Origin of the sequence: Motilibacter rhizosphaerae (assembly GCF_004216915.1) — a bacterium.
Classification (GTDB): Bacteria; Actinomycetota; Actinomycetes; order Motilibacterales; family Motilibacteraceae; genus Motilibacter; species Motilibacter rhizosphaerae.
The window spans coordinates 551771-573028 of sequence record NZ_SGXD01000002.1; the positions used below are offsets into that span (position 1 = coordinate 551771).

Here is a 21258-nt window from a genome sequence, read left to right on the forward strand (position 1 = left end):
CTTCAGGCCGCCGGGACGGGCTGCGGCGCCGGCGGGCCGACGTACTCCGCTGCGGGGCGGTAGATCTTCTGCTCGCGCGCCTGCTCCAGCACGTGCGCCGACCACCCGAGCACGCGCGACACCGCGAAGGTCGGGGTGAACATCTCCCGCGGGATGCCGCACTGCTCCATGACGACGCCGGCGTAGTACTCGACGTTGGTGGCCAGGCGCCGGCCTGGCTTGAGCTCGGCGAGCACCTCGAGCACCGTCGCCTCGACCGCCACTGCGCGCGCGACCAGCTCGCCGCCGAGCCCCTCGGCGACCTCCCGCAGCAGCACCGAGCGCGGGTCGGCCGTGCGGTAGACCGCGTGCCCGAACCCCATCAGCCGGTCGCCGGCGAGCACCCGCTCGCGCGCCCACTCGTCGGCCCGGTCCGGCGGGCCGATCTCCTCCAGGGCATCGAGGGCGCGGCTGGGGGCACCGCCGTGCAGCGGGCCCGACAGCGCCCCGAGCGCGGCCACGAGGCACGCCGCAAGGTCCGCGCCGGTCGAGGCCACCACGCGCGCGGTGAAGGTCGAGGCGTTGAGCCCGTGGTCGATCGTGCTGATGAGGTACGCCTCGACCGCCGCCACGTGCTCGGGGCGCGGGTCCTCCCCGAGCATCATGCGCAGGTAGTCCTGGACGTGGCCCAGCCCCGGGTCGGGCGCCACGGGGTCGAGGCCGCGCGAGAGGCGGTGGAGCGCGGCGAGCGCCGTGGGCACGAGCGCGCAGAGGCGCAGCGCGTCCTCGGCGCGAGCGGCCGCGTCGAGGTCCCAGGTCGGGCGCATCCCGAGCTCGGCACCCGCGGCCGAGAGCACGGTGCGCAGGGCCTGGACCGGCGGCTCCTGGGCGAGGGACGGCAGCAGCGCCGCCGTACGCGGTGGCAGCTCCCGCATCGCCCGCACCCGACGGGCGAACGCGACGCTCGCGGAGGAGTCCGGCAGCTCGCCCACGTGCAGCAGGTGCCACACGTCCTCGAAGGAACGGGTACGTGCCAGCTCGACCGCGGAGTACTGCCGGTAGTGGTAGAACCCCTCCTCGCCGCGGACGTCACCGATCGTCGTCCGCGCGACGACGACGCCCTGCAGCCCGGGAGGCGCGGCGAGGGTGGGGACGGGGGCGCTGCGGTCCGGTGTGGACGGGACGGCGGCGATGGTGGTCATGCTGCTTCCTCTCGACCTGTGCAGTGTTGACAGCATTCGCGAGTGCAGTCAACGTTGATCGGATCAACGTGGAGGAGCGCACATGAACCGCCGGATCAGCACCGAGGAGGCCGCTCGTCGCCTCGGCGTCAAGGTGGAGACGGTCTACGCGTATGTGAGCCGCGGCCTGCTCGAGAGCCGCCGCGAGCCCGCGGGCGGCAGCACCTTCGCCCTCGCGGACGTCGAGGAGCTGCTCGCCGGCGGGCGCCGCCGGGCCAGTCGCCGCGCCGCGACCTTCCCCTTCCGCAGCGTGGACTCCGCCCTCACCGAGATCCGCGACGGGCGGCTCCTGCTGCGCGGCCGTGACCTGGCCGAGCTCAGTCGGGACCGGTCGTTCGAGCAGGCGGCGGCGCTGGCCTGGGGGCAGGAGCCCACTGCCCAGCGGCTGGACGCGCCGCCCGCGCAGCTCGCGGCCGCGCGCAGGACCGTGGCGGCCCTGCCGCCCGCCGACCCCGCGGTGCGGCTCCGCGTCGCCGCTGCGGCGGCGGCCGCGGCGGACCCGCTGCGCTACGACCTCTCCCCCGCCTCCGTGGTCACCTCCGCCCGCGGGCTGCTCGGGTGCCTGCTGGATGCGCTCGGTACCGAGCCGCCCGGCCGTCGCTCCGCCGCCTCCCGGCTGTGGCGCTCGTTGTCACCGACGCGGCCGCCGGCCGGCCTGCTGCAGGTGCTGGACGCCGCGCTCGTGCTCCTCGTCGACCACGGGCTCGCCGCCTCGACGGTCGCCGCGCGGGTGGCGGCGTCGACCCGCGCCGACCCGTACGCCGTGGTGTCGGCGGGCATGGCCGTGCTCGAGGGGCCGCTGCACGGGGGAGCGAGCCGCGAGGCGCACGGGCTGCTGCTGCGCGTCGTCTCCGGCAGGAGCGCGGAGGCGGTGGTCGGCGAGCAGCTGCGGTCGGGCCGCGGCGTACCCGGGCTCGGGCACCCGCTCTACCCCGAGGGCGACCCGCGGGCGGCGGAGCTGCTCGACCGGCTCGAGCAGGCCCCGGCCGGTCGCCGGGCCGCGGCGGCGGCGCGCGCCGTGGCGGCAGCGGCAGGCCGCGGTGGTCCGGCCGAGCCCAACGTCGACCTCGGCCTCGCGGCCCTGACCGTGGCGGGAGGGCTGCCCGCCGGCGCCGGCGAGGTCGTCTTCGCCGTGTCCCGGACCGTGGGGTGGACCGCGCACGCGCTGGAGGAGTACGCCGAGGAGCCCCTGCGCTGGCGCGGCCGCGAGGTCCCCGTCTCCCGCCCGCTGCCGCCACCCAGTTGATCGGGGACCTCGATCAACTGGGGCCGAGCCCGAGCACATCTCCAGGGGATCGTCCCTGCTTGATCGAGGGCCCCGATCAACTGGGACCGGCCGCGGCCCACCGCCCTGCCACCATGACCCCCATGGACCCCGTGACCCGCGAGCTGCTCCTCACCGCCCCCGTCGAGCCGCTGACCGTCGACCGCATCGAGGTACGCCGCATCACGATGGCGCCCGGCACCGCCCCCGGCGCCCACACCCACAACGGCCCCGTCGTCGGGACGGTCCTCGAGGGCTCGGTCCTCGTCCAGGTCGGCGACGAGGAGCCCCGGATCCTGCGCGCAGGCGACCCGTTCTACGAGCCCGCCGACGTCCCCGTCCCGCACTTCGACGCGCTCGAGGACGGCGTCGTCTTCCTCGCCTGCTTCCCGCTCCCGCCCGGCCAGGACGCCGAGCTCACCATGCTGCCCTGACGCCCACCCAGCACCACGACGTCGTGTGCCTGGTGCGCGCCCTGACCCCCACCCAGCCCCACGACGTCGGGGGCGAGGCCGCCGCCCGGGTGACCCCGCTGCTGCGAAGGGGCCACGGCGCTGCAGACCGGCGCCTGGCGTCGCCGAGGCAGGGGGTGTGCTCCGCCGCCTGGTCACCCTCCTCGCCCTCGGCACGCTCGGCGTCCTGCCGGTCGTGCAGGCGACCTCGGCCCAGGCGGCGGGGCGGCAACGCGCGGTGACGACCTCCAGCGCCAGCGCTCCCGGCCGGGCGATGTGGCTCTGGACGCGCGACGACCCGGCGACCGTCGTCGCGTTCGCCCGCGCCCACGGCGTCACCGAGCTGTACGCCGCGGTGCCCCCCGCGCTCGCCACCAGCCCGGCCCTCCCCTGGGCCCGCCGGCTCAGCGCGAAGGCGCACGCCGCCGGCCTCCGCGTCGCCGCGCTCGGCGGCGACCCCGGCTGGCTCGCCGACCCGGCCGGCGCCCGCGCCTGGATGACGGCGGCGACCGCGACCGGGCTGTTCGACGGCGTGCACGTCGACGTCGAGCCGTACCTCCTGCCCGGGTGGGACAGCGACCGCGCGGGGACGGTCGCGGCGTACCTCGCCCTGCTCGGCTCCCTCCACGCGGCCTCCCCGCTGCCGCTGACGGCGGACGTGCCGTTCTGGCTGGACGGCGTCGACGCCGGGCGGGCGGGTCCCCGCCTCGACGTGGCCGTGCTGGCGCGCGTCGACGGCGTCGTCGTCATGAGCTACCGGACGACCGCGGCGGGCGTGCTCGCGGTCGGCGCGGCGACCCTCGCGGCCGCCGCCAGCGCCGGGAAGCCGGCGCGGCTCGCGCTCGAGACCAACGCGACCGGCGAGGGGGGCACGAGCCTCGCCGGCCGCAGCGCCGCCGAGCTCGCCGGGATCGCGGCGGCCGTGGACGCGGGGGCGGCGGGCTCCGCCGCGTACGCCGGGATCGCGGTCGAGGACTACCGCGGGTGGGCGGCGCTGCGGGCCTGAGGCTCAAGCCCGGCACCGGAACGGACGATCCGCACCTGACCCCACGAAGGCCCCGGAAGGACGCACCACCCGCATGCCGGTCATCCTGATCGCCGAGGACGACGACGACATCCGCGACCTCGTCGAGTTCAAGCTCGCGAACCTCGGCCTCGAGGTCGTCGGGGTCGGCGACGGGGCCACGGCCCTCGCCCGCGTCCGTGAGGTCCACCCCGACCTCGTCATCCTCGACGTCAACATGCCGGAGCTCTCGGGCATCGACGTCTGCCGCGCCCTGCGCAGCGATCCCGAGTTCAGCGCGCTGCCCGTCCTCATGCTGACGGCCAACGTGCAGGACGCCGACGTCCAGCGCGGCTTCGATGCCGGCGCCGACGACTACGTCGCCAAGCCCTTCAGCCCGCGCGAGCTCACCAGCCGGGTGCAGGCCCTGCTCGCGCGCCGCAGCGCGTGAGCGCGCAGCTGGACCGCGCGTGAGCGCCCGGCTCGACCGCGCGCAGCTGGACCGCGCGTGAGCGCCGGTCAGGCGCTGCGCCTCGCCCTGCTCGCGGTCGCCGTCCTCGCCGCCGGACCGGGGCTGGCCCTGGTGCTGCGCCGCCTCGTCCGGCACCGGCGCGAGGCCCGGCAGGCCCGGCTCCTCGGCCCCCTGCGCCCCCTCGTGCTGGAGGCGGCGTCCGGCGACGAGCCGGAGGCCGCCGCCTCGCTCTCCGACCTCGACGCCGAGCACTGGGCCGCAGTGCAGCCGATGGTGCTGAGCCTGCTGGCGAAGGTACGCGGCCCCGGCCGCCACGAGCTCGCCGTCCTGCTCGCCCGCCGCGGGGTGCTGGACGCCGCCGTGCGCGACGCGCAGCACGCCCGCAGCCCCGTCGTCCGTGCCCGGTCCGCGCAGCTGCTGGGCGCCGCGGGCGAGGACGCCCCCGAGGGCAGCCGCTCCGTCCTCGTCGCCCTGCTCGGTGACCGCGACCGCGACGTCCGCGCGGTCGCCGCCCGCTCTCTCGGTCACCTCGGCGACGCCTCCGTCGCCCCCGCCCTGCTCGATGCGGTCGGACGGGCCGAGCGTCGGCTGCCGGCGCGTACGGCGTCGCACGCCCTGCTCCGCCTCGGCCCCTCGGTCGCCCCCGTGCTCGCCGCTGCCACCACCGCCCCCTCGGCCGCCGTCCGCGCGACCGCCGCCGAGGTGCTCGGCCGGCTGGGTGCCGTCCGCTGCACCGCCGAGATCGCCGCGGCGCTCGCCGATCCCGAGCTCGACGTCCGGGTGCGCGCCGCCCGTGCCCTGGGCCGGCTCGGCTCGCGCGAGGCCCTCGAGCCGCTCGTGCGCGCCGCCGACGCCACCTCCCCCGCGGCACTGCGCGCGGCCGCGGCGCGCGCCCTCGGCGAGGTCGCCGCCCCCGACGGCATCGCGGTCCTCGCGACGCTCGTCGCCGACCCCTCGCACCTCGTCGCCGTCGAGGCGGCGGCCGCCCTGGCCGCCGTCGGCGGTCCCGGCGTCGGCGCGCTGCTGGACCTCGCCGGCGACGGGGCACCCCGGGACGGCGAGGGCGCGCTCACGGCGGGCAGCGCGGCGTACGCCGAGGAGGCGCTCGGCCGCTTCGCCCTGGCCGCGCAGGACTGCGACCTCATGGAGGAGCTCGACGCCCGGAGGGCTTCGTGAGCACCTCGCACGACCTCGTCGCGCACCTGCTCGCGCTGCTCTCCACCCCGGTCCTCTGCTACTTCGTCGCGATCAACACGAGCTACCTCCTGCTCATCGCGGTCGCGGCGACGGACGTGGCGCGGACGTCGCGCCGGGCGGCGTTCGCCGGCCACGAGGACGCGCTCGCCAGCCCGATGACGCTGCCCGTGAGCGTGCTGGTCCCGGCGTACGAGGAGGAGGCCGGCATCGTCGAGGCGGTCCGCGCGCTGACCGCCCTGCGCTACCCCGAGCACGAGGTCGTCGTCGTCGACGACGGATCGACCGACGGGACGTTCGAGGCGCTGCGCAGTGCCTTCGACCTCACCCCGCTGCCGCGCGCGCTGCCCGACGACGTGCCGACGCGCGGGCGGGTCCGCTCCGTCCACGTCCCCAGCGACGGGACGACGCCGCTCACCGTCGTGCGCACGACGAACGGCGGCCGCTCCTCCGCCCTCAACACCGCGCTCAACGCCGCCCGCCACCCGCTGGTCTGCATGGTGGACGCGGACTCCATCCTCGACCCGGACTCCCTGCTGCACGTGACGAAGCCGTTCGTCGACGACCCCGAGCGGGTGGTCGTGACCGGCGGGTCCGTACGGGCCGTCAACGGCTGCGGCGTACGCGCCGGCCGGGTCGTCGAGGTCGCGATGCCGCGCCGCTGGATCGAGCGGATCCAGGTGCTGGAGTACCTCCGTGCGTTCATGCTCGGCCGCGCCGGCTGGTCGCGGCTGGGCTCGTTGCTGCTGGTGTCAGGGGCTTTCGGCGTCTTCCGCCGCGATGTGCTCGTGGAGGTCGGCGGCCTGGACATCGACTGCATCGGCGAGGACCTCGAGGTCGTCACCCGCATCCACCGGTTCCAGCGCGACCGCGGCGGTGACTACCGCGTCGTCTTCGTGCCCGAGCCCGTTTCGTGGACAGAAGTGCCGTCCAGCACGAAGGTCCTGCGCAGCCAGCGCCGCCGCTGGCACCGGGGGCTGTGGGAGGTGCTGTCGAAGCACCGCCGCATGATGGGCAACCCGCGCTACGGGCGGATCGGCCTCGTCGCCGTGCCGTACTACGTGGTCTTCGAGCTCTGCGCGCCCGTCCTCGAGCTCGTCGGTGCCGTGCTGCTGCCGGTCGGACTGCTCGTCGGCGCAGTGAACGTGACCTATGCATGGCGGTTCCTGCTGCTGGCGTACGGCTACGCGGTCTTCGTCTCGCTCGCCGCACTCGCCATCGAGGAGTTCTCCTTCCACCGCTACCCGCGCTGGCGCGACCTGCTCGTCGCGGCGGGTGCAGCCGTCCTGGAGAACCTCGGCTACCGGCAGCTCACGGCGTGGTGGCGCCTCCAGGGACTCTGGGCCGCGCTGCGCGGCAAGCGCCAGGTGTGGGGGCAGATGACCCGCTCGGGCTTCACCCGCCCCACCCCGCTGCCGTGATCATGCGGATCCTGGCCCCCCGTGGCCCTGCACGTCCGGGTCCCCACGTCCTGCATGATCACGGGGAGGTGGGGGGCGCCCACCCAGGATCTGCATGATCACGGAGCAGGGGGCCACCTCTTTCTTCCCCCGTGATCATGCAGATCCTGGGCCAGCGGCCGGCAGCTCCACCGTGAACCGCGCGCCCCCCTCGGGCGCGCTCCCCGCCTCCTGCCGCCCGCCCATCCGCTCGACGAGACCGGCGATGAGCGCGAGCCCGATGCCCGTGCCCACCCGACGTACGCCGCGGTAGCGGTCGTGCAGCGCGGAGCGCTCGAACGCCACGGCGATGTCGTCGGGGGTGAGACCCGGGCCACCGTCGCGTACCTCGAGGACCCCGGCGCCCGGTGCGGCACGGACGGCGAGGACCAGCGGGGCACCAGGGGGGACGACCCGCAGCGCGTTCTCCGCGAGCCCGTCGAGGATCTGCCGTACCCGCCCTGCGTCGGCCACCACGACCACGGGCACCGGCGGCAGCTCGACCCGCAGCACGGCGCCGGTACGCGCGCACCGCTCCGCCCACACGTCCTGGGCCCCGAGCACGAGCGCGCCGAGGTCGACGGGGGCGAGCTCGACGCGGAAGTCGACGGCACCGAGGCGGGCCAGGTCGAGCAGGTCGTCGACGATGCGCTGCAGGTGCGCCGACTCCCCGAGCAGAGTGCCGCCGACGCGCGGGACCTCGTCCGCCGGCAGCACGCCGTCCGCGAGCGCCTCGGCGTAGCCGGAGACCGCCGTGAGCGGCGTCCGCAGCTCGTGGGACACCGAGAGCAGGAACTCGCGCTGCCGGCCCTCGCTCGTGGCGAGCGCGCCGGCCAGGGAGTTCAGCGCGGCAGCCACTCCTGCCACCTCACGCGGCCCCTCCTCCGGCAGGCGCACGTCCCGGGAGCCCGCCGCGAGCTCGGCGGCCGCCGCTGCGGCGCGGGTCAGCGGTCGTGCGAGCCGGCGGGAGAGCGCGAGCCCGGCCGACACCGCCACTGCCAGCCCGACAAGCAGCGCGAGCACCAGCCGGCCGCGCAGCGGCGACGCGATGGCCTGCGCGACCGACCGGGGTTGGGCGAGGACCAGCGACCCGCGACCGTCAGCGAGCGGACGCGCCGCGAGGAACCACCCCCGGCCGGCGAAGGTGGCCGTCGCGTCGACCGGCCTGCCCGCCGCCGCCTCACCGACGACCGTGCGCGGCAGCTGCCCGGCGTAGCGCCCGCCGACCGACCCGTCGGCCCGCACGACCATCGGCGTGATCTGCGCCGCGGCGTACAGCGGCTTCACCGGTGCCGCACCCCGTCGGAGCGGGTTCCGCTCGGCCACGGGGGCGATGGTCCCCGCGGCCAGGAGGTCCGCGTAGTGGCCGAGCGTCCTGCGCGCCTGCGTGTCGGCCGCCCCGCGGACGAGCTCGGCGGAGACGAGGAAGCTCACCAGCACGGCGAGCACCGTGACGCCGGTGGTGAGCAGGGCGATCCGGGCGGCGAGGCCGGTCGGTCGACGCTCAGCCATCGACCGAGTAGCCGACGCCGCGTACGGTGCGCAGCGGGCTCTCCTCCCCCAGCTTCGCGCGCAGCTGCGCCACGTGGACGTCGACGGTGCGCATGCCGGAGATCGTCGCGTGACCCCAGACGGCGTGCAGCAGCTGCTCGCGCGTGTGGACCCGCCCCGGCGACGCCGCTAGGTGGGCGAGCAGGTCGAACTCCGTCGCTGTCAGCTCGACGTCGCGCTCCCCGGCCCGTACGCGCCGGCGCTCGACGTCGATCTCCACCGCACCGGCGCGCAGCACTCGGCCGCCCTGCGAGGATCCGCGGCGCAGCACGGCCTTCACCCGCGCCACGAGCTCGCGCGGGCTGAAGGGCTTGGTGACGTAGTCGTCGGCCCCGAGCTCGAGGCCCAGCACCCGCTCGACCTCGTCGTCGCGCGCGGTCACGAAGAGCACCGGCGTCCAGTCGTCCTGCGCGCGCAGCCGGCGGCAGACCTCGGTGCCGTCGATGCCGGGCAGGCCGACGTCGAGGACGATGGCGACAGGAGCCAGCCGGCGTACGGCATCCAGGGCCGCGAGTCCGTCGGTCTCGACGTGGACGCGGAACCCCTCGCGCTCGAGGTAGAGCCGCTCCACGTCGGCGATGGCGGGCGCGTCCTCGACCACGAGGACGACTCCTCGTGCCTCGGCTCCCCGCGCGCCCGCCATGCCGGCCATGGTGCCGCAGACCCGTCCGCTCAGGCGGCAGGCGTGGCGCTCGGAGTCGGGGTCGCCTTGGGTGCCGGGGCGGTCGCCTCCGAGCTGCGGGGCCTGATGACGAACGGCACGGCCTTCGGGCGGGCGTCGTGCCGGCCGAGGAACACGTGCTGCGGGTCGAGCTCGTGCTTGCCGGACCGCACGCCGACCTTCAGGGTCGCCCCGCACGCGGTGGTGAGGTCGAGGCCGTCGAGCTGGCCGTAGTCGGTGAACCGGTAGATCGCGCTCTTGCGGTCCAACGAGAGCCAGACGCGGTCGCCCTTCTCGTCGGCGGCGCGGGTGACCGTCATCGGCTGCGAGGAGGTGATGCGGCCGGTGAAGACGACCTTCGCCTTGCCCGGGTGGGTGACCCGGAAGTGCCAGCCGCTGGCGTCGGCCCAGAGGTAGGCGCCCGAGGTCGCCCCGGCCTTGAGGGTGTCCGGCTGGCCCTGCACGTAGCCGGGGGTGCTGTCGCACGCGGGCGTCGTCGTGTCGGCGTGGGCGGTCGCCGGGACGAGCACGCCTGCCGCTGCTGCAGCGGTCGCCACGAGGGACCGGGTACGCGTCGAGGTGCGCATCGCGCTGCCTCCTCCTGTCGGCCGCTCCGGACGAGCGGCGGTGGAAGCAGTCTCGGCAGCGCAGGTGAAGCGACGGCCGGGCTCGTGTTCGGGTCCTGTCAGGACCGACTCCCCGTGATCATGCAGATCCTGGGCGCCCCGAGATCTGCATGATCACGGGCTGGAGGGGGGTCAGGAGCCCTCGAGGTCGCCCTCGAGCTCGAGGTAGGTCTCCTTCAGCCGGCGCAGCGTGTCCTCGTCCGGCTCGGCCCACAGCCCGCGGTCCGCGGCCTCGAGCAGCCGCTCGGAGATCCCGCGCAGCGCCCACGGGTTCGACTTCCGCATGAACTCGCGGTTGGTCTCGTCGAACACGTACGACGCGGCGAGCTTCTCGTACATCCAGTCCTCGACCACGCCGGACGTCGCGTCGTAGCCGAACAGGTAGTCCACGGTGGCGGCCATCTCGAACGCGCCCTTGTAGCCGTGGCGCTGCATGGCCGAGACCCACTTCGGGTTGACGACCCGGGCGCGGAAGACCCGGTGCGTCTCCTCCTGCAGGGAGCGGGTCCGGACGCTGTCCGGGACCGCGCTGTCGCCGACGTACGCCGCGGGCGAGGTTCCGGTGAGCGAGCGGACCATCGCCACCATGCCGCCGTGGTACTGGAAGTAGTCGTCGCTGTCGACGATGTCGTGCTCGCGGGTGTCCTGGTTCTTCGCCGCCACCGCGATGCGCCGGTACGCCGTCTCCATGTCCGCACGCGCCTCGCGCCCGTCGAGCCCGCGGCCGTAGGCGTAGCCGCCCCACACGGCGTAGACCTCCGCGAGGTCGGCGTCGGTGCGCCAGTTGCGCGCGTCGATGAGCGGCAGCAGCCCGGCACCGTACGCGCCGGGCTTCGACCCGAAGATCCGCGTGGTGGCACGGCGTTCGTCGCCGTGCTCGGCGACGTCGGCACGGGCGTGGGCGCGCACGTAGTTGTCGTCGTCGGCCTCGTCGAGGGCGGCGACCGCGCGGACGGCGTCGTCGATCAGCGCGACCACGTGCGGGAAGGCGTCGCGGAAGAAGCCGGAGATGCGCACGGTGACGTCGATGCGGGGGCGCCCGAGCTCGGCGAGCGGCAGGACGGCGAAGCCCGTGACGCGCCGCGAGACCTCGTCCCAGGTCGGGACGCAGCCCAGCAGTGCCAGCACCTCGGCGATGTCGTCGCCCTGGGTGCGCATCGCCGAGGTTCCCCAGACCGTGAGCCCGACCGACTGCGGCCACTCCCCCGTATCGCTCTTGTGCCGGGCCAGCAGCGACTCCGCGAGCGCGAGCCCGACGTCCCAGGCGTTGCGCGAGGGGATCGCCTTCGGGTCGACCGAGTAGAAGTTGCGCCCGGTCGGCAGCACGTTGACGAGCCCGCGGGTGGGGGAGCCCGACGGGCCCGGCGGGACGAAGCGCCCGTCGAGGGCACGCAGCACGTTGGTCAGCTCGTCGGTGGTCGCCGCCAGCCGGGGCAGCAGCTCGGCGAGCCCGAACTCCAGCACGGCCTCGACGTCGGCATCCCGGCGACCGAGCACGGACTCCACCGCAGGGGCTGCGCCGGAGGCACGAGCGGAGCGCACCAGCTGCAGCGCCAGCTCGTCGAGCCGGTCGACGACTGCCGACGCCCGCAGCTCCTGCCCTTCGAAGCGCACGACCTCCCCGGGCGCCGCGAGCAGGGCCTTCTCCTCCAGGCCGGAGGCCGCCGCGAGCGCCGCCCTGATCCCCGGCAGCGCACCACTCCGCCCGCCCCACACCTGCGAGGCGCGCAGCACGGACACGGCGAGGTGGTCGAGGGCCTCCTCCACCGGCGGCTGGCCGAGCACGTGCAGCCCGTCGCGGATGAGGACGTCCTTGACCTCGCAGAGGTAGCCGTCGATGTGGAGCACGAAGTCGTCGAACTCCTCCTCGTCCGGCGCCTCGGAGACGTGCAGGTCGTGGTGCAGCTGCGCGCTCTCGACGAGCTCCCAGATCTGCGTGCGCAGCACGGGGACCTTGGCCGGGTCGAGGGCAGCGACGGTGGCGTACTCGTCGAGCAGCTGCTCGAGCTTGGCCATCTCGCCGTACGAGTCGGCGCGCGCCATGGGCGGGACGAGGTGGTCGACGACGGCCGCGTGCGCCCGGCGCTTGGCCTGCGTACCTTCGCCGGGGTCGTTGACGATGAACGGGTAGACCAGCGGCAGGTCGCCCAGCACGGCGTCGGGTGCGGAGTCCGCGGAGAGGCCGAGACCCTTGCCCGGCAGCCACTCCAGCGTCCCGTGCTTGCCGAGGTGCACGACGGCGTCGGCGCCGTAGGACTCCTCCAGCCAGCGGTAGGCCGCGAGGTAGTGGTGCGAGGGCGCGAGCGCCGGGTCGTGGTAGATCGCGATCGGGTTCTCGCCAAACCCGCGCGGCGGCTGGATCATCAGCACGACGTTGCCGAACTGCAGCGAGGCCAGCACGATCTCGTCGCCGTCGACGTACAGCGATCCCGGAGGCGGGCCCCACGCCCCCTCGACGGACGCGCGCAACGACTCCGGCAGCGCGGCGTACCACCGCTGGTAGTCGGCGAGCGGCACCCGGGCGGGAGCCGCGGCCAGCTGCTCCTCGGTGAGCCACTCGACGTCGTGGCCCCCGGCGGCGATCAGCGCGTGGATGAGGGTGTCGCCGTCCTCGGGGAACTCCCCGACGGTCCAGCCCGCGTCGCGGAGCGACCGCAGCAGGTGGACGGCCGAGGCAGGAGTGTCGAGCCCCACGGCGTTCCCGACGCGCGCGTGCTTGGTCGGGTACGACGACAGGACGATGGCGAGCCTGCGCTCCGCAGCGGGTACGTGGCGGAGCCGCCCGTGCCGCACCGCCAGACCGGCGACCCGGGCCGCGCGCTCGGGGTCCGCGGCGTACACCGGCACGTCGCCGTCGCTCTCCTTGAAGGAGAACGGCACGGTGATGAGCCGGCCGTCGAACTCCGGGATCGCGACCTGCATCGCCGCGTCCATCGGCGAGAGCGCCGCGTCCGAGGCCTCCCACTCGGCGCGCGAGGTCGTGAGGCAGAGCCCCTGCAGGATGGGCACATCGAGCTCGGCGAGCGCGCCGACGTCCCACGCGTCCTCGTCGCCGCCCGCGCTCGCGTCCGCCGCGCGGGCGCCGCCCGCGGCGAGCACGGTCACGACGACGGCGTCACAGCGGCGCAGCTGCTCGAGCAGCTCAACCTCCGGCGCGCGCAGCGAGGAGCAGAACACCGGCAGGGCGTTGCCCCCGGCGGTCTCCACCGCGGCCGCCAGACTGTCGACGAAGGCGGTGTTCCCGGACAGCGCGTGCGCGCGGTAGAAGACGATCCCGACGGTGGGGCGGGCGGGCTCGAGGGCGTACGCCCCGTGCACCCCCCACGACGGCATCGTCGCCGGCGGCGCGAAGCCCTCACCGGTGAGCAGCACGGTGTCCGAGAGGAAGGCCGCGAGCTGGCGCAGGTTCTCGACGCCACCCTCGCGGAGGTACGCGAGCGCCTCGGTGACGGCGCCCGCCGGCACCGTGGACAGCGACTGCAGCTCGGCGTCGGGTGCGGCCTCACCGCCGAGCACGACGGCGGGGACCCCCGAGGACAGGACCGCGTCCAGCCCTTCGGGCCACGTACGCCGCCCGCCCAGCAGCCGCACCACCACGAGGTCCGCGCCCTCGAGGACGGCCGGCACGTCAGCAGGAGCCAGCCGCGACGGGTTGGCCGTCCGCCAGCCCGCGTCGCTCGCCCGCGCCGCCAGCAGTTCGGTGTCGGCGGTGGAGATCAGGACGGGGGTCACGGGCGTACCTTCTCACTGGCAGGGACTTCTGGCGCACCGGGCGGGACGAACGGCAGACCGGCGGGCGGTCCGCTCTCGATGAGCCGCCACAGCGCGGCCGTGTCGCAGTGCTGCTCGACGAGGTCGCCGAGCACGTCGAGCCGGGCCTCGCGCAGAGCCGGGAAGGAGACATCGCCTGCGGGCACGAAGCGACGCCCGGCGAGGTCGGCGACGGCGCGCAGGAAACCGCGGCGGTAGGCGTCGTTCTCCAGCGAGCCGTGCCACACCGTGCCCCAGACCGCACCGGAGCGGCAGCCCTCGGGGGTTCCGTCGGGCTCGGTGAACAGCGGCTCGCCACCCTCGGCCGCGAGCACCCCGTGGTGGATCTCGTAGCCGTGCACGGGTGACCCGTCGGCGGCGGCCCCGACCGGACGGCGCAGCGTCTTCTCCCGGCGGAACTCGGTCCGCACCGGTAGCAGACCCAGCCCCTGGACCACACCGGCAGCGCTCTCGACCGGGTCGTCGATGGTGCTGCCGAGCATCTGGTAGCCGCCGCAGATCCCCAGCACCGGCAGGCCCTTCTCGGCGCGGGTCCGCATCGCGTCGTCCAGGCCGCGCGACCGCAGCCAGGCGAGGTCCCGCACGGTCGACCGGGTGCCGGGCACCACGACCAGGTCCGCGTCGAGCACCTGCTGCGGGGTGTCGACGAGCGAGACGACGACGCCGGGCTCGCAGGCCAGCGCGTCGACGTCGGTGGCGTTGCTGATGCGCGGCAGCCGGACCACGGCGACGCGCAGCTCGTCCGGGCCGACCGGCGGTCCCGACGAAGCGCGAGGCGCGTCCAGCCCGAGCGAGTCCTCGAGGTCGAGCTGGAGCCCACCCGTCCACGGCACGACGCCCATGACCGGGCGGCCGGTGAGGCCCTGCAGCATGTCGAGGCCCGGTGCGAGCAGCGTCGGGTCGCCGCGGAACTTGTTGACGAGGAACCCCGCGACCAGCGCCTGGTCCTCCGGGGACAGCAGGGCGAGCGTGCCGAAGAGCCCCGCGAACACTCCCCCGCGGTCGATGTCCCCCACGACGACCACCGGCAGCGCCGCGGCGCGCGCCAGCCCCATGTTGGCGATGTCGTTCTCCCGCAGGTTGATCTCCGCCGGAGAGCCGGCGCCCTCGCAGACCACGACGTCGAAGCGCGCCCGCAGCCGCTCGAGCGCCTCCAGCGCCACCGTCAGCAGCCGCGGCTTGTGCGCCCGGTAGGACAGCGCGTCGACCTCGGCGACCGGCCGGCCCATCAGCACGACCTGCGAGTGGCGGTCGCTGCCGGGCTTGAGCAGCACGGGGTTCATCGCTGCTTCCGCGTCGACGCGCGCCGCCGCCGCCTGCACCGCCTGGGCACGCCCGATCTCGGCGCCGTCGGCGGTGACCCAGGAGTTCAACGACATGTTCTGCGCCTTGAACGGCGCGACGCGGACGCCCTGGCGGACCAGCCAGCGGCAGATGCCGGCCGTCAGCAGGCTCTTGCCGGCGTCGGAGGTGGTGCCGGCGACGAGCAGGCCGCCGCTCACGGGCGGGCCACCACGGCCGCGCAGCAGACGAGCAGGGCGAGCCGCTCGGTGACCGCCGACAGCCGGGCCGCCCCCTCCGCGTCGGCCCCTGCGCACGGCCGCCCCTCGGCCCCGAGCAGGGGCCGGTGCTCGACCCTGCCGGCGTAGACGTTGCGGCCGCCGAGGCGCACGCCCAGCGCACCGGCGAACGCCGCCTCGCAGCGCCCGGCGTTCGGGCTGGGGTGCGCGCCGCCGTCGCGGAGCAGCACCGACCAGGCCGTCCGCGCCGAGCCCCCCACCACGGGCGCGGCGGCGGACGCCAGCGCCCCGGTCAGCCGGGCGGGCACGAGGTTGAGCACGTCGTCGAGCCTCGCCGAGGCCCAGCCGAAGCGCGCGTAGCGCGGGGAGCGGGAGCCGACCATCGCGTCAAGGGTATTGGCCGCGCGGTACGCCACCAGTCCGGGGACGCCGAGCGCCGCCCCCCAGACGAGGGGCGCGACGGCCGCGTCCGAGGTGTTCTCCGCGACGGACTCCACGGTCGCGCGGGAGAGCTCCGTCGCGTCGAGCTGCGCGGGGTCGCGGCCGCAGAGCCAGGGCAGCCGGTCGCGCGCGGCCGCGACGTTGCCGTCGCCCAGCGAGCGGCCGATGCCGCGCCCGACGCGGCGCAGGCTCGTGCCGCCGAGCACGGACCAGGTCACGGCCGCCGTGAGGGCCACCTGCGCCGCTGGCGAGCGCCGCACCCTCCGCTCGACGACCGCGCCGGCGAGGGCGGGCACGCCCACCGCCACCAGCGCGTACGCGGTGCCGCGCGCCCGCGAGTCCGCCCACACGGCGCGCTCGAGCGCGCCGGCGGCCCGGCCGTACCCGGCGACGGGGTGGAAGCGCTGCGGGTCGGGCACGACGGCGTCCAGGAGCGCGCCCAGCAGCAGGCCGACGGCCCTCGCGACGCGCGGTTCCACTGTCCCCTCCCCTGCGGGCGACGGAAAGGTCCACAATGAGGACCTCTGGACGGCGCGCGGAGCGTGCGACACGCTCCTGACACCGGACGGCAACACATAGGGTCGCAGCATCGGGTTCGATCATCCCTGCTGCCCGCCCCGGCCCACCGGCCGGCGGGGGTGGCTCTCATGACACAGGAAGGGTTCTTCGTGCGCACACCGCTTCGCACCCTGCCGGTCGCGCTGGCCGCCACCGGGCTGCTCCTCACCGCCTGCGGAAGCAGCTCCAAGGGCGGCGACACCACCTCCGGTGCCGCTCCCGCGGGCTCGACCGCCGCCAGCGCCGGGACCGCGGCGAGCAGCGGCGCCGACGCCTCGATGGCGCCGTCGGCCGCCAGCTCCGACGCCGGCTCCTCGGCCGCCAGCTCCGGCGCCGCGGGCGGCGCGGACCCCGCCTCGCTGGTCCCGGCCGCGGTGAAGAGCAAGGGCACGCTGACGGTGGCGACGGACGCGAGCTACGCGCCGAACGAGTTCGTCAAGCCCGGCACGAAGACCATCGTCGGCATGGACGTCGACCTGGCCCAGGCGCTCGGCCAGAAGCTCGGCCTCAAGGTGAACGTGGTCAACCAGTCGTTCGACTCGATCGTGCCCGGCCTGGCGTCCAAGCGCTACGACCTCGGCATGAGCAGCATGACGGACAACAAGAAGCGCGAGGCGGTCGTCGACTTCGTCGACTACTTCTCCGCCGGCACCTCGTTCTTCGTCAAGAAGGGCGCCGCCCAGATCACCAGCCTCGATGCCCTCTGCGGCGTCTCGGTCGCGGTCGAGAAGGGCACCACGCAGGCCGACGACGCGACCGCGCAGTCGAAGAAGTGCACCGACGGCGGCAAGAAGGCCGTGAAGGTCGACCAGTACCCCGACCAGGGCGGCGCCAACGTGGCCCTGTCGAGCGGTCGCGACCAGGTGTCCATGGCCGACTCGCCGGTCGCGGCCTACGCCGTGAAGCAGTCCAACGGAGCCTTCGAGCTGGTCGGGCAGGCCTACGGCACCGCGCCGTACGGCATCGCGCTCCCCAAGGGCAACGGCATGGCGAAGGCCGTGCAGGCGGCCCTGCAGGCGCTGATGGCCGACGGCAGCTACACGAAGATCCTCACGACCTGGGGCGTCCAGGCCGGCGCCGTGCAGTCGGCGACGATCAACGGCGCGACGAGCTGACATGAGCGAGGTCCACGTCGACGAGGACGTGCCGGCCGCGACCACCCGACCCCCGGCCCGTGTCGTGCCCGTGCGGCACCCGGGCCGGTGGGTGGCGGCGGTGCTGCTGCTCGTCCTGCTGGCCCAGTTCGTCCAGGGAGCCGTGCGCAACAAGCGGTTCCGCTGGGACGTCATCGGCGACTACCTGTTCAACAGCCAGGTGCTCTCCGGGGTGCGCATGACGATCGAGCTCACCGTCGTCTCGATGGCCGTCGGGATCGTGCTGGGCGTCCTCGTCGCCGTGGGCCGCCGCTCGGCGAACCCCGTGGTGAGCCAGGTCTGCTGGCTCTACGTGTGGTTCTTCCGCGGAGTGCCCGTCCTGGTGCAGGTCTTCGTGTGGTTCAACCTGGCCGCGCTGCTGCCGCGCGTCGGCTTCGGCATCCCGTTCGGCGGCCCGCAGCTGTTCGCGGGCGACTCCAAGTCGATCATCACGCCGTTCGTCGCCGCGGTCCTGGGCCTCGGGCTCAGCGAGGCGGCGTACTACAGCGAGATCGTCCGCTCCGGCCTGCTCTCGGTCGACGAGGGCCAGACCGAGGCCGCGGCGGCGCTGGGCATGACGCGCGGCCTGGCGCTGCGGCGGATCATCCTGCCGCAGGCGGCGCGGGTCATCATCCCGCCGACCGGCAACGAGGTGAACAACATGCTGAAGACCACCTCGCTGGTCTCGGTCATCGCGGTCTCCGACCTGCTCTACAGCGTGCAGCTCATCTACGCGAGCACGTACCAGGTCATCCCGATGCTGGTGGTCGCGCTGATCTGGTACCTCGTCATGACCAGCGTCCTGCAGGTCGGGCAGTACTACCTCGAGCGCTACTTCGCGAAGGGCGCGCAGCGCGCGCTGCCGCCCACGCCGCTGCAGCGCGTCCGCCTGCTGTCCCTGCGCTCGCCGGCAGGGACGGCATGAGCGCCGGCGCCCTCGAGCCGCCGCTGGTCGAGGCCCGCGCGGTGACGAAGACCTTCGGCCGCAACGAGGTCCTCAAGGGCATCGACCTGGCCGTGCGCCGGGGCGAGGTCCTCTGCCTGCTCGGCCCCAGCGGCAGCGGCAAGTCGACGTTCCTGCGCTGCATCAACCATCTCGAGAAGATCTCCGGCGGCGAGCTGGAGGTGGCGGGCGAGCTCGTCGGTTACCGCCGCTCCGGCGACTCGCTGCACGAGCTGCGGGAGAAGGAGGTCGCCGCGAAGCGCGCCGAGATCGGCATGGTCTTCCAGCGCTTCAACCTCTTCCCGCACATGACGGCGCTCGAGAACGTCATGGAGGCGCCCGTGCGCGTCCGCGGGACCAAGCGCGCGCAGGCGCGCGAGGAGGCCGTGGCACTGCTCCAGCGCGTCGGGCTGGCGGACAAGGCCGACCACCACCCCTCGCAGCTCTCGGGCGGCCAGCAGCAGCGCGTGGCCATCGCGCGGGCGCTCGCGATGAAGCCGCGGCTCATGCTGTTCGACGAGCCGACCAGCGCGCTCGACCCCGAGCTCGTCGGCGAGGTTCTCGACGTCATGAAGGGCCTGGCCCGTGACGGGATGACGATGGTCGTCGTCACGCACGAGATCGGCTTCGCCCGGGAGGTCGCCGACACGGTGGCCTTCATGGACGGCGGCGTCATCGTGGAGTACGGCCCCCCCGCCCAGGTCCTCGGCGACCCGCGCGAGGCGCGCACGAGGGCGTTCCTGTCGAAGGTGCTCTGAGGGCTCCATGGCGGGTCCGGCAGGATGGGCGGCGTGGAGGAGCGCGAGCCCGATCATCAGCCGGAGGAGCGCGAGCCCGATCATCAGCCGGAGGAGCGCGAGCCCGACTACCGGATGAGCCTGGCCGCCGAGCGGACGTACCTCGCGTACGTCCGCACCGGCCTGGCCCTGCTCGCCGCCGGGATGGGGGTCGCCGCGGCACTCCCGGACGCCGGGGCCGAAGCGCTGCGCCGCGCCCTCGGGCTGTTCCTGCTCGCCCTCGGCGGGACCGTGCTCGCCGCCGCGCGGCCGCGGTGGAACGCCGTCGACCGGGCGATGCGCCAGGGCGACCCGCTGCCGCGGGCGCCGCTCGCGGCGTACGTCGGGTACGCCCTCGTCGCGGCCGCCGTCGCGGGCGCGGTCGTCGTCGTGGTGGGCTGACGCGCTAGCCGTCGCCGAGAGCGCTGAGCCGCGCCCGCGCCGAGTCCAGCCGCTTGCGGGTGAGCCGGACGTCCGCAGCCGCCCGGTCGCGCGCGTGCGCCGCCTCGCCCGCGTGCCGCCGCTCCTGGTCCAGCCGCTCCTCGGCCTCCTGCAGCAGCGAGCGCAGCTCCTCGACCTTGCCCTCGGCCTCCTCGACCGCCTCGTCGGCCTGAGCGGCCTGCGCGGTCGTCCGGGCCTGCCGCTCCTCGGCCTCGTGCAGCGACTCCTCGGCGTCGCGGACCGCCTCCTCCGCCTGCTCGCGCTCGCGCGCCTCCCGCTCCTCCTTCTCGCGCTTGCGCCGCGCGGTGGCCGACTCGCGCGGACGCTGCGGCTCCGCCGGCGGAGGTACGCTCCGCAGCGCTCGTGCGGGAGCCTCCGGCACCGCCGGCCCGCCGAAGCCGACGTGCTGCAGCGGGTTCACCAGCCTCCCGGCGAGCAGCGCCTCGGCCGCCGCTGGGTCCGCCAGCGCCGCGTCGAGGGTCTGCTCGACCGCCCGCTCCACGTCCTCGGTCATCCGCATGCCGGCGTCGCGGGCCAGGCCGCGTACCTGCTGGACGAGCGCCGCGATGAGCCGGTGGCGCTGGGCGGACAGGGCGCGCAGCTCCTCGCCCTGCAGTGCCGCCTGCGCCTCGCGCAGCCCCTCGCCGAGCCCGAGGAAGGGCTCGAGCTCCGCGCGCCGCTCCCGGGCCAGCGCGTTGAGCAGCCAGGCCGCCACCGTCGGCTTGCGCAGCTCGCGGACCTGCGCGGCGAGCTCCTTGTCCCCCGCGGCCTTCGCCTCCTTCTCCCGCTGCGTGCGCAGCGGGGTGAACTGCCCGAGGGGTACGGCGTACAGCTCGTCCGCGACGTCGTCGAGGGTCGTGCCGTCGGTGGTCACGGGGCAACCCTGTCACGGGCGCGTGCCAGGATGGGGCCGTCTGCCCTCGTAGCTCAGCGGATAGAGCTGCGGACTTCTAATCCGTAGGTCGCAGGTTCGAGTCCTGCCGGGGGCGCAGCACGTCGCCGCAGGTCACGGGCTCGCAGCGCTCGCCAGGCGGGCTGTCTCGCCTCTTCAGCGAGGCCGCTAGTCCGCAGATAGTCCGCAGGACGTCCGAGAAGCGTCCTCTGAGATGCCATCAGCGGGCCGCTGGGCGTCCCCATCGGGCTCGTGCCGGCCCGGCCCCTCCGGGCCGTCGGCGTGTCGCCACCTGGTGCGTCTCAAGCAGCCGGGTGAGGGTCTCGCCACCCACGCCGAGCTCCGCTCTGATGCGGAGCATGGACAGCCCTTCCACGTCGTACCGCTGACGCCAGTACGCCGGGAACGAGTCGAAGCCCAGCGCGGTCAGCGTTGCCTCCAGGCGACGGCTTGCAGAGCGAGCCGTGCTCCGGCGAGTGAGAGCCGTGGTCTCCAAGGTCTGCGCCCGGCGCTCCGCCCGAGCGGAGCCGGCAGGCTGCGCCTCGTGACTCAGCTGCAGGAGCTCGCCTGAGCGGGCGAGCGCCTGGCCACGGGCCAGGCCCTCACGCACGGCTGGCAGCCGGTAGCGGCGGTGGCCCTCATTAGCCCTCGCCGCCAGCAAGGCAGGCGAAGCAAGCGGCGTGGTCCTGTTAAGCCCCCAGCGCTCCCGGTAATCGTCCGCCGTCAGACCGTGCGCCTGGCGCACATGGGAGGACAGGAAGCGGTACGGCGAGCCGCACTCGTGGCACAGGACCGCCTCGCCACCGTCAGCGGTAGCGAGGCGTCCGTAGGCCGTCCCCGAGGCAGGCTCCATGCCTGCCCATCGGCAGGGTGCGATGCCAGCCACTGCCCCGGTCGGGCG

The 21258-nt window shown here is 75.0% G+C and carries 19 protein-coding genes and 1 tRNA gene; 11 read left to right on the forward strand and 9 right to left on the reverse strand.

Going from position 1 to position 21258, the window contains the following annotated elements:
- Positions 1–2: 2 nt before the first annotated feature.
- The gene (locus EV189_RS08080; protein ID WP_130492402.1) at positions 3–1181 is read right to left on the reverse strand and encodes a citrate synthase; all 1179 of its coding nucleotides are present in this window, start codon (positions 1179–1181) and stop codon (positions 3–5) included.
- Between the two features lie 82 nt (positions 1182–1263).
- Here EV189_RS08080 and EV189_RS08085 point away from each other — a divergent pair, with 82 nt between their 5' ends.
- From EV189_RS08085 to EV189_RS08110, 6 genes are all read left to right on the forward strand, one after another.
- Positions 1264–2466, forward strand: coding sequence for a citrate/2-methylcitrate synthase (locus EV189_RS08085; RefSeq protein ID WP_130492403.1), 1203 nt, complete (start codon positions 1264–1266; stop codon positions 2464–2466).
- A gap of 122 nt (positions 2467–2588) precedes the next feature.
- The gene (locus tag EV189_RS08090) at positions 2589–2918 is read left to right on the forward strand and encodes a cupin domain-containing protein (RefSeq protein ID WP_165400193.1); all 330 of its coding nucleotides are present in this window, start codon (positions 2589–2591) and stop codon (positions 2916–2918) included.
- A gap of 157 nt (positions 2919–3075) precedes the next feature.
- Complete coding sequence (locus EV189_RS08095) at positions 3076–3942, forward strand: glycoside hydrolase family 10 protein (RefSeq protein WP_130492405.1); 867 nt, start codon at positions 3076–3078, stop codon at positions 3940–3942.
- A gap of 73 nt (positions 3943–4015) precedes the next feature.
- Positions 4016–4390: a response regulator transcription factor gene (locus EV189_RS08100; protein ID WP_130492406.1), complete on the forward strand. Its 375-nt coding sequence runs from the start codon at positions 4016–4018 to the stop codon at positions 4388–4390.
- A 57-nt stretch (positions 4391–4447) separates the two neighbouring features.
- Positions 4448–5587 (forward strand): HEAT repeat domain-containing protein, encoded by a 1140-nt coding sequence (locus EV189_RS08105; protein WP_130492407.1) that lies wholly within the window; start codon positions 4448–4450, stop codon positions 5585–5587.
- Complete coding sequence (locus EV189_RS08110) at positions 5584–7026, forward strand: glycosyltransferase family 2 protein (protein ID WP_130492408.1); 1443 nt, start codon at positions 5584–5586, stop codon at positions 7024–7026. Before EV189_RS08105 ends, EV189_RS08110 begins: the two co-directional genes overlap by 4 nt.
- A gap of 135 nt (positions 7027–7161) precedes the next feature.
- Here the strand turns inward: EV189_RS08110 and EV189_RS08115 are convergent, their stop codons facing one another.
- From EV189_RS08115 to EV189_RS08140, 6 genes are all read right to left on the reverse strand, one after another.
- Complete coding sequence (locus EV189_RS08115) at positions 7162–8556, reverse strand: sensor histidine kinase (protein ID WP_130492409.1); 1395 nt, start codon at positions 8554–8556, stop codon at positions 7162–7164.
- Positions 8549–9238: a response regulator gene (locus EV189_RS08120; RefSeq protein ID WP_165400194.1), complete on the reverse strand. Its 690-nt coding sequence runs from the start codon at positions 9236–9238 to the stop codon at positions 8549–8551. The genes EV189_RS08115 and EV189_RS08120 overlap by 8 nt, the downstream gene beginning before the upstream one ends.
- Before the next feature lie 29 nt (positions 9239–9267).
- Entirely contained in the window at positions 9268–9843 is a 576-nt protein-coding gene (locus EV189_RS08125; protein WP_130492411.1) for a hypothetical protein, read from the reverse strand.
- 171 nt (positions 9844–10014) lie between these two features.
- Positions 10015–13614 (reverse strand): cobaltochelatase subunit CobN, encoded by a 3600-nt coding sequence (gene cobN / locus EV189_RS08130; protein ID WP_231116185.1) that lies wholly within the window; start codon positions 13612–13614, stop codon positions 10015–10017.
- Positions 13611–15155, reverse strand: coding sequence for a cobyric acid synthase (locus EV189_RS08135; RefSeq protein ID WP_130492412.1), 1545 nt, complete (start codon positions 15153–15155; stop codon positions 13611–13613). The genes cobN and EV189_RS08135 overlap by 4 nt, the downstream gene beginning before the upstream one ends.
- Positions 15152–16093, reverse strand: a complete 942-nt coding sequence (locus EV189_RS08140) for a cobalamin biosynthesis protein (protein WP_231116186.1) — start codon at positions 16091–16093, stop codon at positions 15152–15154. Before EV189_RS08140 ends, EV189_RS08135 begins: the two co-directional genes overlap by 4 nt.
- 189 nt (positions 16094–16282) lie before the next feature.
- Between EV189_RS08140 and EV189_RS08145 the strand changes: the two genes are divergently transcribed.
- The 4 genes from EV189_RS08145 to EV189_RS08160 are packed head-to-tail and all read left to right on the forward strand — an operon-like array spanning position 16283 to position 19426.
- Complete coding sequence (locus EV189_RS08145) at positions 16283–17287, forward strand: ABC transporter substrate-binding protein (protein ID WP_231116187.1); 1005 nt, start codon at positions 16283–16285, stop codon at positions 17285–17287.
- Position 17288: 1 nt separating this feature from the next.
- Complete coding sequence (locus EV189_RS08150) at positions 17289–18230, forward strand: amino acid ABC transporter permease (RefSeq protein ID WP_130492415.1); 942 nt, start codon at positions 17289–17291, stop codon at positions 18228–18230.
- Positions 18227–19006: an amino acid ABC transporter ATP-binding protein gene (locus tag EV189_RS08155; RefSeq protein ID WP_130492416.1), complete on the forward strand. Its 780-nt coding sequence runs from the start codon at positions 18227–18229 to the stop codon at positions 19004–19006. Before EV189_RS08150 ends, EV189_RS08155 begins: the two co-directional genes overlap by 4 nt.
- Before the next feature lie 33 nt (positions 19007–19039).
- Positions 19040–19426, forward strand: a complete 387-nt coding sequence (locus EV189_RS08160; RefSeq protein WP_165400195.1) for a YidH family protein — start codon at positions 19040–19042, stop codon at positions 19424–19426.
- Between the two features lie 4 nt (positions 19427–19430).
- Here the strand turns inward: EV189_RS08160 and EV189_RS08165 are convergent, their stop codons facing one another.
- A complete protein-coding gene (locus EV189_RS08165; RefSeq protein ID WP_130492418.1) occupies positions 19431–20339 on the reverse strand; it encodes a hypothetical protein in 909 nt (302 codons plus the stop codon).
- Positions 20340–20381: 42 nt separating this feature from the next.
- Between EV189_RS08165 and EV189_RS08170 the strand changes: the two genes are divergently transcribed.
- Positions 20382–20454 (forward strand) — tRNA-Arg (locus tag EV189_RS08170).
- 123 nt (positions 20455–20577) lie between these two features.
- Here EV189_RS08170 and EV189_RS21110 read toward each other — a convergent pair.
- The gene (locus EV189_RS21110; protein WP_130492419.1) at positions 20578–21210 is read right to left on the reverse strand and encodes a MucR family transcriptional regulator; all 633 of its coding nucleotides are present in this window, start codon (positions 21208–21210) and stop codon (positions 20578–20580) included.
- Between the last annotated feature and the right edge of the window lie 48 nt (positions 21211–21258).